15 protein-coding genes are annotated in these 15,682 nt (G+C 47.2%); 8 read left to right on the top strand and 7 right to left on the bottom strand.

What is annotated here, in order from left to right; all coding sequences use genetic code 11:
- Window positions 1-5: 5 nt before the first annotated feature.
- Complete coding sequence (gene trmB / locus AB4Y93_RS16265; protein ID WP_167282130.1) at window positions 6-761, bottom strand: tRNA (guanosine(46)-N7)-methyltransferase TrmB; 756 nt, start codon at window positions 759-761, stop codon at window positions 6-8.
- Between the two features lie 159 nt (window positions 762-920).
- On the bottom strand, window positions 921-1,124 hold the full coding sequence (locus tag AB4Y93_RS16260) for a hypothetical protein (protein ID WP_441893690.1): 204 nt from the start codon (window positions 1,122-1,124) through the stop codon (window positions 921-923).
- 285 nt (window positions 1,125-1,409) lie between these two features.
- Between AB4Y93_RS16260 and AB4Y93_RS16255 the strand changes: the two genes are divergently transcribed.
- From AB4Y93_RS16255 to AB4Y93_RS16240, 4 genes are all read left to right on the top strand, one after another.
- Window positions 1,410-2,375 (top strand): TIGR01212 family radical SAM protein, encoded by a 966-nt coding sequence (locus AB4Y93_RS16255; protein WP_441893688.1) that lies wholly within the window; start codon window positions 1,410-1,412, stop codon window positions 2,373-2,375.
- Window position 2,376: 1 nt separating this feature from the next.
- Entirely contained in the window at window positions 2,377-2,955 is a 579-nt protein-coding gene (locus AB4Y93_RS16250; RefSeq protein ID WP_441893686.1) for a class I SAM-dependent methyltransferase, read from the top strand.
- 390 nt (window positions 2,956-3,345) lie between these two features.
- On the top strand, window positions 3,346-4,341 hold the full coding sequence (locus AB4Y93_RS16245; protein WP_441893945.1) for an ROK family protein: 996 nt from the start codon (window positions 3,346-3,348) through the stop codon (window positions 4,339-4,341).
- 18 nt (window positions 4,342-4,359) lie between these two features.
- Window positions 4,360-5,586: an MFS transporter gene (locus AB4Y93_RS16240; RefSeq protein WP_441893684.1), complete on the top strand. Its 1,227-nt coding sequence runs from the start codon at window positions 4,360-4,362 to the stop codon at window positions 5,584-5,586.
- Window positions 5,587-5,633: 47 nt separating this feature from the next.
- Here the strand turns inward: AB4Y93_RS16240 and AB4Y93_RS16235 are convergent, their stop codons facing one another.
- Together AB4Y93_RS16235 and AB4Y93_RS16230 are read right to left on the bottom strand one after the other, a co-directional pair.
- Window positions 5,634-6,317 (bottom strand): deoxynucleoside kinase, encoded by a 684-nt coding sequence (locus tag AB4Y93_RS16235; RefSeq protein WP_441893682.1) that lies wholly within the window; start codon window positions 6,315-6,317, stop codon window positions 5,634-5,636.
- Window positions 6,318-6,532: 215 nt separating this feature from the next.
- The gene (locus AB4Y93_RS16230; RefSeq protein ID WP_441893680.1) at window positions 6,533-6,847 is read right to left on the bottom strand and encodes an ArsR/SmtB family transcription factor; all 315 of its coding nucleotides are present in this window, start codon (window positions 6,845-6,847) and stop codon (window positions 6,533-6,535) included.
- Between the two features lie 180 nt (window positions 6,848-7,027).
- Here AB4Y93_RS16230 and AB4Y93_RS16225 point away from each other — a divergent pair, with 180 nt between their 5' ends.
- Window positions 7,028-8,215 carry an MFS transporter gene (locus AB4Y93_RS16225; RefSeq protein WP_441893678.1) on the top strand — a complete coding sequence of 396 codons (1,188 nt, stop codon included), beginning with the start codon at window positions 7,028-7,030 and terminating at the stop codon, window positions 8,213-8,215.
- Between the two features lie 60 nt (window positions 8,216-8,275).
- On the opposite strand, the gene AB4Y93_RS16220 is transcribed toward AB4Y93_RS16225, so the two are convergent.
- Window positions 8,276-10,102 (bottom strand): B12-binding domain-containing radical SAM protein, encoded by a 1,827-nt coding sequence (locus AB4Y93_RS16220; protein WP_441893676.1) that lies wholly within the window; start codon window positions 10,100-10,102, stop codon window positions 8,276-8,278.
- Between the two features lie 142 nt (window positions 10,103-10,244).
- On the bottom strand, window positions 10,245-11,789 hold the full coding sequence (locus tag AB4Y93_RS16215; protein ID WP_441893674.1) for a stalk domain-containing protein: 1,545 nt from the start codon (window positions 11,787-11,789) through the stop codon (window positions 10,245-10,247).
- Window positions 11,790-12,036: 247 nt separating this feature from the next.
- Between AB4Y93_RS16215 and AB4Y93_RS16210 the strand changes: the two genes are divergently transcribed.
- Complete coding sequence (locus tag AB4Y93_RS16210) at window positions 12,037-12,975, top strand: RluA family pseudouridine synthase (protein WP_441893672.1); 939 nt, start codon at window positions 12,037-12,039, stop codon at window positions 12,973-12,975.
- 6 nt (window positions 12,976-12,981) lie between these two features.
- Window positions 12,982-13,281, top strand: a complete 300-nt coding sequence (locus AB4Y93_RS16205) for a DUF6509 family protein (protein ID WP_441893670.1) — start codon at window positions 12,982-12,984, stop codon at window positions 13,279-13,281.
- 44 nt (window positions 13,282-13,325) lie between these two features.
- Here AB4Y93_RS16205 and AB4Y93_RS16200 read toward each other — a convergent pair whose 3' ends face one another.
- A complete protein-coding gene (locus AB4Y93_RS16200) occupies window positions 13,326-13,673 on the bottom strand; it encodes a hypothetical protein (protein WP_441893668.1) in 348 nt (115 codons plus the stop codon).
- Between the two features lie 101 nt (window positions 13,674-13,774).
- On the opposite strand from AB4Y93_RS16200, the gene AB4Y93_RS16195 reads away from it, so the two are divergent.
- A complete protein-coding gene (locus AB4Y93_RS16195; RefSeq protein ID WP_441893666.1) occupies window positions 13,775-15,640 on the top strand; it encodes a prenyltransferase/squalene oxidase repeat-containing protein in 1,866 nt (621 codons plus the stop codon).
- The last annotated feature ends 42 nt before the right edge of the window (window positions 15,641-15,682 follow it).

The following is a 15,682-nucleotide window of genomic DNA, read 5'->3' as shown; positions in this document are numbered from 1 at the left end:
AAAATTTAATCTTCGGATTGGTCGCTTTGCTCGGCAGCTTCGGCTTCCTCGCGGAGCGACTTTTCTTTTTTACCGGCACGATATTCTTGCAGAACCGCTTCACCAATAACCGCTTCTAGGCGGAAGATCGGCTGACCTTTCTCCATAAACTTCATCTCATATTCGGTAAAGACAAGATCCTCACGCGGGCCGTTTTTATGAAGATTAAGCGATATATTACGAAGCTGCATCTCCACTTCTGCAAAGCTGTTCAAGGAAAACTCAAAGAGCGATTCCGAATCCGTCTTGAAATGGATTTCTCCACGCTCGCTCAGCAGCTGCGCATACTTCATCAGGAAGCGCGGATGTGTCAGTCTGCGGCGTGCATGCTTGCTTTTTGGCCATGGATCACTGAAATTAAGGTAAATCCGTTCGATCTCACCTGGCTCAAACATCTCTTCGATATGCTCGATATTCGCACGAAGCAGCGCCAGATTCGGCGGATCCTCTACTCCGCCTTCTTCCCAAATATCACGGGCTTTCTCGCTGGCACGGCGGATAAGCTCATCATACATATCGACACCAATGTAGTTGTTATCCGGGTTGCGGAAGCTCATATTGCTGATAAAACGACCCTTCCCCATGCCAAGCTCCACATGGATTGGCTTATCATTGCCAAAAAATTCGCGCCACTTGCCTTTGAGCGGCTTTGCGTCAAGTACGACCAGCTCCGGCTGGGCCTCGATCGACTCGCGAATACCTTTTCTACCTCTTAAACGCATCTTGTATTGATCCTCCTACTAATTAAGCTAGTCCTTATTGTGCCCAAGATACACCGCCTTGTAAAGATGCAAGGTGCAGGAAGGCAAAAGAAAAAGCCTTTACGATGTGTGGAATCGTCAAGGCTTCACGTCTGTATGGATTTTGTCATCGCTGTAAGTTTAAACAAGCAGTTGATAATCAATTGGTCCCTCAGATTGAACATCTCGGCAAGTATTTTCAATGACTTCGTTCAATTTCTTGCGTGCCGATATTTCAATATGGTGGTTATTATGGAATCGAATTCCTGAAAGCGCCATCAATTCTTTTACCGTTAATTCAACCGTTACCTTCTCATCACCATGCGGAATTCTTGTTTGGCTCATTAAGATCACCTCATCGATTTATTTTACATTATTTCCAGTTTATCGACGTTTTATGACGATCGCTACGAATAAAGCATGTAAGGTTTTTTTATTGATATGTCGCACTTTTAATATAACAGATCATGTAAGGTTTTTCAAGCCCAAATCTGACTTTTCGAAAAAAAATTTCCAGCTCGTACTCGTTCCTAATATGTCCTATTACAGCCCTATAATCCGGCGTGGTATTTCCCCCTTGTTTCCGATAAAATTGAGGTTGCAATTCTTATCAGGAAAAAGGAGAACGGCATGAACACTAATTTATTGCAATTAACGCCTGATCAGCCGCAGCTGTGGGGCGATAAACGATTTCATACATGGAACTACGAGATGCGTGAGCAGTTCGGCGGCAAAGTATTCAAGGTCATGCTGGATGCCGGCTTCACCTGTCCGAACCGCGATGGCTCGATCGCAACAGGCGGCTGTACGTTCTGCAGTGCCCGCGGCTCAGGTGATTTCGCCGGAAGACGGCGTGATGATCTTGTGACCCAATTCCATGCGATTAAAGAGCGTCAGCATCAGAAATGGCCGGAGGCAGGCTACATTGGCTACTTCCAGGCCTATACGAATACGTATGCTCCCGTTGAAGAATTAAGGGAATATTACGAAGTAATCTTGCAGCAGCCTGGCGTTGTTGGCCTGTCCATCGCAACACGGCCGGATTGCCTGCCGGATGATGTCGTTGATTACCTAGCAGAACTTAATGAGCGAACTTACCTCTGGATCGAGATGGGCCTTCAAACGGTACATGAGTCAACTTCCCAGCTGATTAACCGTGCCCATGATACGGCTTGTTATTTGGATGCCGTACGCCGCCTGCGCGAGCGCGGTATCCGAGTATGTGCACATATTATTTACGGTCTCCCGCAGGAGACGCATCAGATGATGCTCGACACGGGACGTGCAGTCGCTCAGATGGATGTGCAGGGCATTAAGATTCACCTGCTCCATCTCATGCGCAAAACGCCAATGGTGAAACAATACGAAGCTGGTCTTTTACAGTTCCTTGAGCTGGACGAATACGTGAAGCTGATTGTTGATACACTCGAATTCTTGCCGCCAGAGATAATCATTCAGCGGCTAACCGGAGATGCTCCCAAAGATCTTCTTATCGGGCCGATGTGGAGCATGCAGAAATGGGTTGTTCTAAACGCCATTGATGCGGAGCTGAAGCGCCGTAACACTTGGCAAGGCAAGCTATGGGGGGCGGTGTAAAATGGGATTTCTGTCGATACTGAGCATGGCACATAAATGGATCGCCGAACGCGTTCAGCCCGGTGATACTGTCATTGATGCGACAGCTGGAGGCGGTGTAGATACGCTCGCGCTCGCCGAGCTGGTTGGACCACGCGGCAGCGTACATGCCTTTGACATCCAGCAGGATGCGCTTGACCGGACACGGGAGCGACTTAACTCCTATACTCATCAGGACAAGCTTGCTCAAGTTGAGCTGCACCTGGCAAGCCATGCCCATATGGCAGAGGCTGTTGGTCCTTCCATAGCAGGTACGGTTGCAGCCGTTATGTTCAATCTCGGCTATTTGCCGGGCGGCGATGAGACAGTTATTACCGTCCCGGAAACAACAATTTCGGCTCTCGATGCAGCGCTGTCTTTACTGCGCCGTGGCGGTATTGTAACGATCGCGCTGTACCCTGGACATCCGGGCGGCGCAGATGAGGCAGCGATTGTGGAGGGCTGGGCAGCCGCGCTGCCAGGGGCTGTATATGCGGCAGTGCTATACCGCCAGCCGCAACGGAACACCGCCCCATATTTGATCGCGGTGGAGAAGAGATAGCGCTAGATGTCGGTCGACAGCTACTACGTTAAGATCCCCAAAGGACCTTATCCTCCAAGAAATAGCTCAGTTTCAACAACTTAAGTTTCTAATAGGGCCTGCTTTAAAGTCCCTCTCCCCCTCCATCCCATCAACCCTGATATCCGACTGAAAATTCGTCGATAAGGCCCTTTGGAGGCCTTATCTTCCTAAATTTGGTCAGTCTGTGCTGGCTCCGCCCCTCCGTTTTAGCAGTAACTCCGCTCTGGCTCCCTGTTCGTAAACAAATAAATTACTCCCGCTCCACATCTTGCTCTGCATGTTATTTTCTGATACGCTCATATCAACTTATTAAAGTTGTTTAATAAGTCTATAGAGGAGCTGATCATCTTGCAAACAACGCCAAAAGATATGAAAAACATCATTCTCCATGGCCTTCGTTCCACTCTGCTTACACTTGGAAGTGCTACGAAAGCGGAGCTTAGCCAAAAGCTTGGCATCAGCTTTCCAACCATCAGCAAGTTTTTAACGCAAATGGAAGCAAGCGGTGAGCTCCTTCTTGTTGGGCTCGACGATTCAAGCGGTGGAAGAAGAGCGCAGCGCTATTCTTATAATCCGGAGTTCATGCTTGGACTTGCGATTGTATTCGAGAAGTCTGATTTGAGTTATACGATATTTAACTGTGCGGGTAAAGTGAAGGAGCATGGCACCACCTCCAGCGCTTTCATCAATGACGTCCCCAGCTTAACGGAGCATATCAAACAATTCATCGAGAGTCATCCAAAGATCAAATCCATTGCCATCGGCGTACCAGGTGCGGTCAATAACGGACGAATTATTCATATGCCCGATTACATCCACTTCCAGAATTTCGATTTGAAGCGTCATCTGGAAGAGCAATTGGCGCTGCCCGTCGTCGTTGAAAACGATATGAATGCCGCTGTCCTAGGGTACTACAAGACCGTCAGACAACAGGCTCATTCATCCCTGGTCTATCTTTACTTCGGACAATTTGGTCCAGGTGCCGGCATTATGATTAATGGAGATGTAGTCAGAGGAAGTACGTTTTTCTCCGGCGAGGTATCTTATGTGCCTCAATATGAGGACCGCAATTTTCAGCAAGCGATGCATAAGAAGGCCGATAACGAACGGCTTGATGCCATCAGCAGACTGATTGCTTCCTTTACAGCGATTATTAACCCGCATGCCATTATTTTTTACAATGCCGAGGTTAACAGCTCCATTCTTGAGCAGATTGCAAGGCAAAGTGCGGTATATATCCCGCAAGAGCATCTCCCGCTGCTGACAACAAGTGATCTGAAACAGGATTATATGAACGGCCTGTTGAGCCTTGGACTGGATCTTATGATTAGCGGAACAAGCAGCAGCATAGGAAAAAATGAATAAAGAAACAGGTGAAACCGTATGGCTACTTTCTTTTTGATTATTATTTATTTAGCTTTCATCAGTTTAGGTCTCCCGGATTCCTTGCTTGGATCCGCATGGCCGGTTATGAGGCCGGAACTTGACGCCCCGCTTGGGGCAGCAGGCGTGCTTTATATGACAATCGCTGCAGGTACCATTGTATCCAGTCTTGCGAGCGGAACTATCTTAAGACGCTTTGGTACGGGAAGAGTGACGCTTGTCAGCTGCATCATGACCGCCGGCGCATTACTTGGATATTCCACCTCCCCTTCCCTGGCATGGCTGCTTGTATGTGCAATTCCGCTTGGGTTAGGTGCAGGAGCAGTTGATGCTGGCCTAAATAATTATGTAGCTGCTCATTATAAAGCTCATCATATGAGCTGGCTGCATTGCTTCTGGGGTGTGGGCGCTACACTTGGTCCGGTCATTATGGCCCAGTTCATTTCGAATAACGCCTGGAGATACGGCTATTTGACCGTTGCTGCCATCCAATGCGTGCTTGTCATCATCTTGTTCTTCACCCTTCCGTTATGGGAGCGGGTAGCTAAGATTCATAAAGCCAACGCAACCTCAGATCATATGGAGATAATAGATGTGCTCCCAGATGAGGACTCCTCAACACCTCCCCTGAAGATCAAAGGCGTCAAGCTCGCACTTGTCTCTTTCTTATTGTACTGTGGCATCGAAGCAACCATTGGTTTATGGGGCGCAAGCTACCTCGTGAATATGAAGGATGTTTCCGCGTCAACAGCAGCGCAATGGGTGTCGCTCTACTATGCAGGCATCACAGCCGGCCGGTTTATTACAGGCTTCATCACTTTTAAAGTAAGCAACCGCAATCTTATACGTGGAGGCCAACTGATCGCCTTGATTGGTGCTCTTCTGCTCTTCCTTCCGTTGCCTGACGGCTTCTCGTTTGCAGGCTTCATGATTGTAGGGCTTGGTCTCGCACCAATCTATCCTTGTATGCTTCATGAAACTCCCGTACGGTTTGGGAAACAGCATTCGCAGACCATTATGGGCTATCAAATGGCTGTCGCTTATACAGGAAGCACGCTGATGCCGCCACTCTTAGGTCTGCTTGCTTCTTCAATTACAATTGGGATTCTCCCGATGTATCTCGTCATCTGTGCAGCAGCGTTGCTCTTGTTCTCCGAGCGATTAAATGCATTCCTGAAGAAAAAGGTTAAAAACTGCCAAATTGTAAACGATTCGATCTCATCCTAAAAGCAAAAATAACTGCAGGGAATCCCGGCAGTTATTTTTGCTTTCCATTACACTATTATTCCGTTTACTAGTGCCGCTGCCGGTTTCACCGGGCGTGAAAACCTGATTGCTTCCCCAATTTGCTCAATAATACCGTCCACCGATGCCGGGTCGTTGACATCATATTCGTCAATGTTAAGGCGAACCACCGGACACGCGTTAAATTCACCGATCCAGGTGGCATAACGTTCATGCATCCGCTCCCAATAGGTATGTTCCGTCTGAATTTCCATTTCGCGCCCACGCGCTTCGATCCGATTCAGAATAGATGGCAAGCTGCCTTCCAAATAAATAAGCACATCCGGATGCGGGAAATAAGGCGTCATCACCATGGCTTCGAACAAGCTGGTGTATGTCTCATAATCGGTTGCGCTCATTGTCCCTTGATCCGCATGCATTTTCGCAAAGATGCCGGTATCCTCATAAATGGAACGGTCCTGTATAAAGCCTCCGCCTGCCTCAAAAATCGCCTTCTGCTCCTTAAAACGCTCGGCCAAAAAATAAATTTGCAGATGAAAACTCCATCTTTCAAAATCATGATAAAACTTCTCCAGATACGGATTATGATCGACTTGCTCCAGCGAAGTGCGAAAGCCAAGGCGCTCAGCCAGAGCTGAAGTTAGGGTCGATTTGCCTACACCAACTGTACCAGCAATGGTGATCAGCGCGTTAGAAGGAATAGAATGATTCATATAAATAGCTCCTTTGCACATGCATAAAAGGCTGCGCCGTCCTTAGGAGGGCAGCACAAATAAAAACATTCCACACAGCTTCCTATTGTATCATATGGGTAACCGGGAGCAATGGTTTTAAATCCCTGAACTCTACGGTACCGCCGCCAAACGGTTCAGGAAAAGAAGAAAGCACAGTCTCCTCATCCTTTGAGGGTCTGTGCCTTTTTGTTATCTTATTCAATTAGTTCTGGCTTCACATTTAACACGGATATCATCAATCCCGGAAATATTTGCTCAAGGTCGTCTGTCCGTAAGGAATAAAAATGCTGCGTCCCTTCAATTCTTACCTTGGTCACACCTGCCTCCCGAAGGACTTTTAGATGATGAGTAAGCGTCGACTTGGGCATCAAGTCATGATAGATCGTACAGTTCTGTTCCTTCTGATCTTGAAGGCTGAGCACAATCTGCAGGCGCCGCGGATCGCTTAAGGCGTGCAGAACCGTTGATAAACGAATTTCGCTTGTTTGTGGTTGATATTGTTTTCTCATATGACAAGAATAACACATAAACACGTACCATTCAAATTACTAATGTACCAAAATACTAGTACTTTAAAATAATGGTTGACTTCCTGCGTGCGTATGTTATTATCCTATTGTACTAGAAAATTCGAACAACAAGAAAATTCAACCAGCTGCCCAAAACGATTGTAAGGAGAGGGATAGACTATGGCTAAATATTTTATTATTTACATTCTTGCCTTTGGTGTCTTTGGTATTATCAATACAGAAATGGGGGTTATCGGAATCATGCCCCAGATCTCTCAGCAATTCGGCATTAGCGCTTCTCAAACCGGCCTGCTTGTCAGTCTCTTCGCATTAGCTGTTGCGATTGCAGGCCCTGTGATGCCGTTGCTTTTCTCGGGAATGAATCGCAAGAGAGTAATGCTACTAGTTATCGGACTTTTTGTCATCTCCAATGTTGTTTCCGTATATGCCCCTAACTTCACCGTACTCTTAATCGCTCGCATCGTCCCCGCCTTCCTCCATCCGGTCTTCTTCTCGGTAGCATTTGTAGCAGCCGCTAATATGGTCAGCAAAGAGAAGGTCACTCAAGCGACCTCCAAAGTATTCATGGGCGTCACTGCCGGAATGGTCATTGGCACGCCGATCTCCTCTTTTATCGCTGACACCATTTCCCTTGAAGCTTCGCTCTGGTTCTTTGCAGTCGTCAATGCCATTACCTTCACAGCGATCAGCCTCTTCGTTCCATCGATGCCTGTACAAGAGAAGCTAACCTACGGAGCACAATTGAGTGTCTTGAGAAAACCTCTGGTCTGGATCAGTATAGCAACCGTCATTTCCATAAACTCGGCTATGTATGCCATGTACAGCTTCTTCGCGGAGTATCTGAATGACGTAACGCATATGTCGGGCAAACAAATCAGCCTCATGTTAATCCTGTTTGGTGTAACAGGTGTTGCAGGCAATCTGCTAGCTGGCAAATCTCTTCACCAAAAAGCAATTCCAACTGCGCTCGTTTATCCACTTGTTTTTGGAGTTATTTACACGCTCGTGTTCGTCTTCGGACATTATTCAACGCCAATGATTATCCTAATTGCAGTATGGGGAGTCCTCTTCACCCTGGGACTTAATATTTCTCAATATTGGATTACTTCAGCTGCACCGGAAGCACCTGATTTCGCAAACGGTTTATTTGTAGCCTTTGCCAATCTGGGTATCACAGTTGGTACGTTTATCGGTGGAGCCTTCATCACAGGGATGGGCACACAATACACGGCGATAGCCGGCTTAATCTTCCTCGCGGTCAGCCTCGTACTGATTATTGTGAGAGCTTCATTCTACAGCCCTAAACAACAAGTGAAAATAAAAGAGAGTTCGGTTGTAAACAGCTGAAGAAGAAACAAAAAAGAAGCCACTCTTAAATAGAATGGCTTCTTTTTTCGTATTCATTGCTTACATACTTGCCGGCAAAGCTTCCGTGCTTACCTTCAGCATAAATGGCTTAGGTGTTGGCTTCGCTTGACGCTCGCCTCCACCAAGAGCATACAGCATAGCAAGCAGCGTATGCGAGTTCTTATTGATCTCTCCGGTCTCCAGATATTGCTCCAGATCAAACGGAATCATCTCAATTACAGTATGCTTATGAAGCTCTTTCTCGTTTAGGCCAAGAGCGACAAACGCCTCAGACACATCCTCTGGACGCTCGACAAGGCGGCGCATCCAGCCGATCCATACCGCTTTATCCATCGTGAACTCCCACCATGTTTTACGCGGCTTGAAATTATGATTCAAGAAGTAGTCATACTTCATTAAACCAAGCACGACATCCAGATCAAGTTTATCTGCCTCTTCAGCAGCAGCACTGGCTTTGAACTCCGTAAGGAACGCCCACAGCCGGGAGAACAAGTCCTCAAGCTGATGGCCAATCTTCTGCCAGCCTCTGCATTCCCAATAATCGCCAAACGACTGGAAGAAGTCAAAGGCTGATGGGAATACTTTATCCACCAAATAATGAAGTGTACGATCCATTCGGTGTGCATTCCAATATTTCTCAAGCACATCCTCAACCCGTTTGATCCGCACAATATCACCAAACGGCATCAAATCATTACCCAGCATTTCGTAAGGAGAATGATCCATGTAAATATAACCCCATTTGTCCGCGTCACGGCGCAGACCAGTCCCTCTGAGCATTTTCAAAAAGCCAAGCTGCAGCTCTTCCGGACCTAATGCAAACACATCGTTAAAAGTACCGCGGAACGTATCATAATTCTCGAGCGGCAATCCGGCGATCAAATCAAGATGCTGATCAATCTTGCCCGATTCCTTCACCTTCGTAACGGTACGAACAAGCTTCGACCAATTCTGGCGGCGCTGAACCGCTTCGTTGGTGGGATCATTCGTCGATTGAACGCCAATCTCGAAGCGAAAGACACCAGGCGGCGCATGCTCTGCCAAATAATCAAGCACCTCAGGTCGCATAATATCGGCTGTAATCTCGAACTGAAAGACGCATCCACGATGGTTCTCGATCAAGAACTTGAACATCTCAAGGGCATAGTCACGCTTAATATTAAACGTACGGTCAACAAACTTGATCAGCTTCGCACCAGAATCAATCAAATAATTAATATCCGCTTTGGTGCGGTCCATATCGAAATAACGTACCCCAACCTCAATACTCGACAAACAGAATTGACAGCTGAACGGACAGCCGCGGCTCGTCTCGAAATAAACGACCCGGCTTCCGAGATGCGGAATATCCTCTTGGAATCGATGCGGCGACGGAAGTGTAGCCAGATCCAGCTTCGGACGGCCTGGATTGAGGAGAATTTCAACGTGATCCGCACGCTGCTTGCGGTAAGCAATTCCAAATACCATATGGTATTTGCCCGCTCCCTCGATCTCAGTCAGCAGATGGTGGAATGTCTCTTCTCCTTCACCAACAACAATAAAATCAACTTCAGGGATACGCTTCATCCAATATTCCGTATCGTAGCTGACCTCAGGTCCACCAAGGATGATCTTCACTTCCGGCATTATTTTACGCAGCATATTAATTACTGTAATCGTCTCATTGATATTCCAGATGTAGCAGGAGAAACCAACGACTTCAGGTTTACGTGAGAAAATATCCGAAACGATGTTCATCGCCGGATCTTTAATCGTATATTCTGCAATTTCCATATCGAATTGCTCACCACTGAAGGCCTTCAAGCAGCGCAGGGCAAGCGAGGTATGAATATATTTGGCATTTAAAGTGCTTAACACTACTTTCATCACGGTACCTCTTTCTACTCTCATGCAAGATGACTACTATTGTACCAGAAAAGTGAGGCAAAAAAGAAGAGGCCCGCCGCAAGGAGCATAAATGCCCCTAACGAAAAGCCTCTTTTCAAGCGGATAAATGAGATAATAGTAATTAGTTCCTTAAATCAATATAAAGCTGATCTTTAAGCTGCATATCCAAAATCGGGAATTTCACTTCCCATTTTCCATCGCCAAGCGCCTTCACTTCGCTGGAATCAAAGCCACGTGGCTCGAAGCCAAACACACGGTCGAAGTTAATTGTAAATTGAATCGTGTCATCCGGAAGCATGCGGTGGAGCTCGGAACCAAGGTTAATCCCCCAGGTGCGAAGATCCTCTTTCGTCTGACCGCCGTAATAGGTATAGAACACAGGGTCCATGTCCGTTGTGATGACAAGCCAGCCTTGCGAATCACGAGTAACTTTCCAGTTGCTCAGTTCCGCCGTACCCTGTTCGGTATCAAATGTACCAAATTGGTCTTTCAAAAGAGCAGCGATTTTTTCGTTCGACTCACCAACAAGAGTAGCTGGTAAGGTAGGGTCAAGGAACTTCAAGTTATCTGCTGGCTTCTCTGGCAGATCCTCCATAAGAATAGTCGCATATAACGAAGATACGGCAAAGTTCAAATCAGCCTGCGAAGTGTAGCCTGCTGCCGTAATCCCGATCAGTTCGCCGTATTCATCAAACAATGCACCTCCGGAGCTGCCATGGTCGATTGGAGCGCTTGTTTGGATATAACGGGTTCCACTTATGTACATAATATTGCTGACAAGTCCGTCGGATACCGTGTTCTGCAGACCAAGCGGGCTGCCGATCGCAACAACTTTATCGCCTTTTTTTACATTCATGCTGTTATAGCCAATTTCAACTGGTGTTGCACCAATGGAACGGTCCGTTTGAATAATGGCCAGATCGTTTTCTTTATCCGAGGCTGCTACGCCAGTAACTTTGATCTGCTCGTTATCAATTGTAGTCACAGTTGCAGAAGAGGCATCCTGAATGACATGGTAGTTCGTCAGTACATAACGGTCATCAATCACAATACCGCTGCCTAGTCCTTTATTTGTCGTAATGGTTACAACACTATCATCGTACATATCTACGATCTGCTTAGGTGTATATTTCGTACGGTTATTCAACTCATTCTGGTATTGTTCATATTCCTTCTGGAATTCATATTCTTCTGTTGTAATACGAACGGCTTGATTAGCACTATCCCATTTCACCGTGCCGCCAAGTGATTCTGCTACAAAACGTGCCGGTACAAAAGTCGTATTGGATTTCATTTCGGGAGCTGCATCAAGCTTCACGGCTTTGCCGTTAATAAGTGCAACTTTGTTGCCAATTGTTAGCGTAATAGACGTATTGTTTTTACGGACAATAATCGTTTGTGCTTTCGCTTCCCATGTAACTGATGCATCCAGGGCTTTGAACAGTTCGCGCATTGGAACAAACGTCACACCGTTTTTGGTGTAAGGAGCTTTCGATACCGACAGCTTCTTATCATCCACATAAACACCGATTGTCGAAGCCTTAGACGTGGCCGCCAATTTGACAGGTGTGGCAGCATTTGCATGATTCACACCTGCAAGAGGGGAGAGCAGTAAGCCTGCAGCAAGCAGCGGACTTAATAGGGAATAAGCTAATTTTCTTTTCACGATTACCATTTCCTCCAAATTCTTACTGTATTACCAGTGATAATGATAGATTTAATAATCGTAACACTATCGACCTGCGCTTGTCTATGAAATTGGTTTCATAGGGTAATAATCCCATTACCCATTATATCGGCTGATCATGAACACAATATGAAGCCTTCCGCGTAGAATTTGTAAAGCTGATCGTGGTATAGTGGTAGCAGTCAAGCTTAAAGAAGAAGCGGACTTAAGCAGGAGGTCCTAAGTAATGTCCAAGAAATCACATCCCCCGGCCAAAAGCCAAGTGCCAAACAAATCATTCGATGTCACTGAAACGTCAGAGTTGTTGGCCTTTTTACTAAGCAATCTGAACCAAGGCCGCAATTCGGTCAAATCACTGCTTGCGCATGGACAGGTATACGTGAACGATCACGTTGAAACGAAATATAACTACCAGCTGCAGCCAGGACAAACGGTTGTCATTCGCAAGGAACGGGCAGCGGAGACCATTCCTCTGATGGGACTATCTATCCTACATGAAGACGAACATCTTATTGTTGTAAATAAAGATGCCGGTCTTCTCTCCATCGCCTCGGACAAAGAAAGCGATGTAACCGCCTACCGCCAGCTGACGGCGCATGTTCGCACGGCTAACCCGAAGAACCGAATCTTTATCGTCCATCGTCTTGACCGGGATACGTCCGGTGTTATGATGTTCGCAAAAAGCGAAGAAGTGCAGCAGAAGCTGCAAAATGAATGGCAGACGATCGTAAAGGAACGTTCCTATGTGGCACTCGTCGAAGGTGAGGTCAAACGGAGCGAAGGTACCATTACATCGTGGCTAAAAGAGAGTAAGACGCTCAAGATGTATTCCAGCCAATACCCTAATGACGGACAACACGCCGTAACTCACTATAAATTGTTGCAAGCAAGTAAAGGCTTCTCACTGATGGAAGTACATTTGGAGACTGGCCGTAAAAATCAAATTCGCGTGCACATGCAGGATATCGGACATCCTGTCGTTGGCGATAAGAAATATGGTTCAACAACAAAGCCAATCGGGCGTCTCGGCCTGCATGCGCGTATTCTTGCTTTCGAGCACCCGGTAACAGGAGAACTGCTGCAGTTCGACACCAAGATTCCAAAGCTGTTCTACAATCCATTCCGGAGTGAAACAGCCAAACCAGATCGAAAAAGCAAAGGATGATCAAGCATGCTTGAGATTACAACTTACAGTGTAGAGTTTATTAAGGATCCATTTGGCATTTTGTCCGGACGCAGATATGAATTTCTGGTTGATATCGAACTGGACGAGGAAGATGATCTTTATTCCAGTAACGGGATTTACATTCGGGCCGTGTACAGTGTGGAAGAAGGCGGCAATCGACTTGTAAAGCACGAATTGATCGAGCGGGTAACAGACAAGCTGCTTGATTTCGAATTAGAGGATGAAGAAGTCGAGGAGCTGCTCGCCTTCTGTGCAGAGCATTACGCAGAAGCAGATGCACAATAAGAGAAGAAGCGGCTGACCCGGGCGGGTCAGCCGCTTTTTACTTTTCACAAGGGGATACGATATGACGAGTGCTCCTCGACAATATGCTCGCCATTGATATACACCCATTTAAATGTAAAGATATTGTCCTGATAACCCGTACGAGCTTTAATGTCCGGTAAAATAACAGCCTCAAAGTTGTCTACTATTGTCTGCTGAAGGCCGCGTAGACGTTCTTCATTTGACTGCTGCTGAAGCAAAGCCTCCTCATCCGTCTGAGCGGTCTGGCGGAAATAAGCGCTGCTGGCCTCCTGATCACTTAGTTCTTCGGGCAGCGGGTGCCCTGAACCTCTGAACACTTCCTTGACGGTATTGGTCCAATCCTTATATAAATCAATTGAAATCTGGTACATAGAAAAAAACTCCTCTCTTATCGCAGACGAATCTGTTGTTTAATCCCGCATATACATATCAAAGCAGCAACATCATGGCAGCAAAGGAATGAATGCGGTTTATGGATATGAATCGAATCCGCGAACGGATTGAACAATTAAAACATGAACTCCTGCAGCTTCAATCAACGGATGGGTCATGGCGCCTTTGCTTTGATTCCGGCACGATGCCGGACAGCTACTTCATCGTCATTCTTCGTATGCTCGGCTACAAGGATGAAGAAGTGCTTATTCGATCTATTGCAGAGCGGATCCTGTCAAAGCAGCAGCCAAACGGCGCTTGGAAAATATACCCTGATGAAGAAGACGGCAACCTTGACGCCACTGCCGAAGCTTATTTTGCCTTGCTCTATTCCGGCTATATGCGCAAGCTAGATCCACGTTTACAGCTAGCTAAGCAGTTTATCCTTCGACAAGGCGGACTGGCTAAAATCCGTTCCCTGTTGACGCAAGCCCTTCTCGCTGCAGCGGGACAAGCGACATGGCCCAAGTCGATGCGAATACCGCTGGAAGTTTTTTTCTCCGAGCATGGTCTCGGGATCGATCTCTTCTCCCTGTCCGGGCATGCCCGTGTACATATCGTACCGATCATTATGCTGGCTAATGCGGGGTTCGTCCAGGCAAGCAGCACAATGCCCGATCTGTCCGATCTGTTCACAAGCAGCTCCAAGAAATTCGAGAATGATTCACCCTGGATCGCGGCTCTCGCAACCTTAGTCGGCTCACTATCCCTGTCTGAGCTGCTTCCTTTCGAGTCCCCTACTCCCCAGGAAAAAGCCGTTCAGTTTCTGTTCGACCGCATTGAACCAAACGGTACGCTTCTTACCTACACAACAGCTACCATGTTTATGATTCTGACGCTTCTCATGCTTGGTTATTCACCAAGCTCGCCGATGATTCATCGTATGATTACTGGCATTCGATCCGTCATGTGTGCGAACAGCCATGTGCAAATCGCCTCCTCCGAAGTATGGGATACGGCGATGCTTGTCCATGCCCTTAGGAAAGCTGGTGTCAGTCCAACCTCTTCTGCTTTGGAGCTTTCGGGATCTTACTTGCGTATGAGACAGCAGAATCTGCGCGGAGATTGGGATATCCGTAATCCAAACACTCCAGCTGGCGGTTGGGGCTTCTCCGATGTCAATACGCTTTACCCGGATGTGGATGATACCACCGCCGCTCTTCGTGCGATCCGTCCTTATAGCTTACGCTCACCGGAGCTGCAGGCTGATTGGCAAAGAGGGCTGAACTGGGCTCTAACCATGCGCAATGATAATGGGGGCTGGCCAGCCTTTGAACGGGAGGGATCATGGCTTCCGATCAGCTTCTTCGCCTTTGATGGAGCCAAAGACATTGCTGTTGATCCGTCGACCGTTGATCTCACCTCGCGAACACTGCAATTTCTAGGCGAGGAGCTTGGCATGAACATCAGCAGCAACTGGATCGAATCGACTATTCGTTGGGTTCTGTCGCAGCAGGAGAAAAATGGAAGCTGGTATGGCCGATGGGGTATAACCTACATCCATGGCACCAGCGCAGCTATTCAAGGATTAATCGCAGTAGGTATGGCGGAAGATCATCCTGCTATCAAGAAAGGAATCGACTGGCTCCTTCAGGTACAAAATGAAGATGGAGGCTGGGGCGAGTCCTGTATCAGCGACAAGGTCAGACGTTATGTGCCATTAAACCATAGCACCCCCTCCCAAACCGCATGGGCGCTAGATGCGCTCACCGCTGCGCTGCCGAAGCCAACTCCTGCTTTGGAGCGAGGCGTTGAAGCCCTTCTGCAGTCGCTAGACCGCCATGACTGGACCTATACGTATCCAACAGGCGGAGCGCTGCCAGGCAGTGTATACGTCCATTATGCCAGTAACAATTATATATGGCCGCTGCTTGCTCTCAGCAATGTTTGGTTGAAATACATTTAATCGATACGCTCCCTGTAGATCGGGAACAAGGATTTTCAGGGA

The organism is Paenibacillus sp. YAF4_2, from assembly GCF_052113225.1.
In the GTDB taxonomy this organism is placed as follows: Bacteria; Bacillota; Bacilli; order Paenibacillales; family Paenibacillaceae; genus Pristimantibacillus.
Note: the sequence above shows the minus strand (reverse complement) of the source record. Positions and strands in the feature narration are given on the sequence as shown.